Source organism: Actinomadura sp. GC306 (assembly GCF_004348665.1).
Lineage (GTDB): Bacteria > Actinomycetota > Actinomycetes > Streptosporangiales > Streptosporangiaceae > Spirillospora.
This window is the reverse complement of record NZ_SMKM01000531.1, coordinates 1-1449: the sequence shown is the minus strand read 5'-3', so window position 1 is coordinate 1449 and position 1449 is coordinate 1. Positions and strand designations below refer to the sequence as shown.

At 71.8% G+C, this 1449-nt stretch carries 1 protein-coding gene; it reads right to left on the bottom strand.

All coding sequences use genetic code 11. The annotated features are described in order from the left end of the window. Positions 1–1243: alpha/beta hydrolase (locus tag E1200_RS33320; RefSeq protein ID WP_131956662.1), on the bottom strand; the 1243-nt coding region annotated here is incomplete at its 3' end. Positions 1244–1449: the final 206 nt, after the last annotated feature.

The window sequence follows — 1449 nt, the reverse complement described above, 5'->3', positions numbered from 1 at the left end:
GCCAGATGTTGTTCTTGAGGGGGCCGTAGAGGGGGTGGCGGGCGCGGCTTCGTTGGACGTCGTTCCAGTAGGTGTCGGGGTCGCGGGGTGCGGCGCGGTCGCCGCAGACGATGGCGGCGGTCGGGCTGGCCAGGGGAGAGCCCGCATCTGTCAGGACGAACCTGAGGAGTCCGTCGAATTCGGCATCTGGGACGGCTGGGCGGCGGTGCGCGGCCTCGTTCAGGGTTCGGACGGTGGAGGCGAATGCTGCGCGTGCGGCGGGGCGGTCGTCCCCGGGGCCGAGGGAGAGGAGGTAGGGGACGGTTTGGTCGTCCACCTCGTAGGGGCCGACGCGGAGTGGGCGGTCCTCTGCGGCGGTGACGATCGCGTTCACGGTGGCGAGCACGCGGGTGGGGGTGGCTCCGAGGCCGTAGGTGGCGTGATGCTCGGCGGCCCAGGCCGCCCAGGCGTGGAGGGCGCGGTCCGCTTCGTCTTCGGTGCCCTGCATGGCGCGGGGGCCCCACTTGCCCGGGTCGCCTGCGCTGTCCAGGACGACGCGGTCGGTGCGGCCGGGGAACATCTGGGTGTAGACCGCGCCCAGGTAGGCGCCGTAGGAGTAGCCGAGGAAGGAGATGCGGCGCTCGCCGAGGACGCGGCGCACGAGGTCGATGTCGCGGGCCGTGTCACGCGTGTTGGCGTACGGGAGCACGTCGGCATGGCGCCGGGCGCAGCGTCGGGCCAGGTCGCGCTGCACCGCCACCTGGTGATCGAACCGGGCGCGGGTCGGGCCGGCCGAGCGGAGGAACATGCCGCTGGGCCAGCCGCAGTCGAGGGGCGTGCTGCGTCCGACGAAGCGCGGGTCCAGGCCGACGAGGTCGTAACGGGCGCCGACGTCCTTCATGGCCGCGCGGACCTGCAGGGGCATGCCCAGCGTGGGCTCACCAGGACCGCCGTTGTTGAGGACCATGGTGCCGATGCGGTGGGCGCGGTCGGTGGCGGCCAGCCGGGACAGGGCGATCTCGATGGTGCGTCCGTCCGGCCTGGAGTGGTCGAGCGGGACGGTGAGCTCCGCGCACTGTGCGCCCGCCTGGTCGAGAGCTTTGCCGACGGCGTCGTCGGGACCTTGGGCGCAGGGCTTCCAGTTCGGTTGCCGGGACGGAACGCCGCCCGCTTCGGCGAGGGGCGCGACGGTCGCGGAGAGGCCGAGTAGGGCCACCACGATCGGGATCAGGTGTCTGCACCGTTTCGCAGGAGTCGATGTCATGAGCGACGACGCTAATTTCGTCGGGCATTCGTCACGATACGGCTGGCGGCACGCGTCCTGGTACAGCCTGCTGTAGTGCGCTGCAGGGGCCGGGGACGGACGATCTCTCATGCGGCGGGGTGAGATGAGAGGAGCGCCTACTTGTGCCTGCGTGGTCAGAGGTTCTGCCGGTTCGGCTCGCCCGGTGGAGGCGGGGGCTTCGGAGG